The following is a 217-nucleotide window of genomic DNA, read 5'->3' on the forward strand; positions in this document are numbered from 1 at the left end:
GGGATTGACGCCTGGTACGACATACTATGTGCGTGCATATGCGACCAACAACACAACAGCAACGGGCTATGGAGTGGAAGTTCAGTTTACGACGCAGAACTTACCGGTAGCACCAACGGTAACGACGTTGACGTACACGAACATCACAACAACGACCGTTGATTTAACGGGCAATGTAAGCTCGGACGGCGGAGCATCGTTAACGGAGCGTGGCTTT

General features: G+C 51.6%; 1 protein-coding gene. It reads left to right on the forward strand.

All coding sequences use genetic code 11. The features are described from left to right. On the forward strand, positions 1 to 217 hold a 217-nt coding region (locus LRL21_RS45435), incomplete at both ends, for a hypothetical protein (RefSeq protein WP_240422274.1).

Origin of the sequence: Paenibacillus periandrae, from assembly GCF_022458865.1 — a bacterium.
GTDB classification, from domain to species: domain Bacteria; phylum Bacillota; class Bacilli; order Paenibacillales; family NBRC-103111; genus Paenibacillus_S; species Paenibacillus_S periandrae.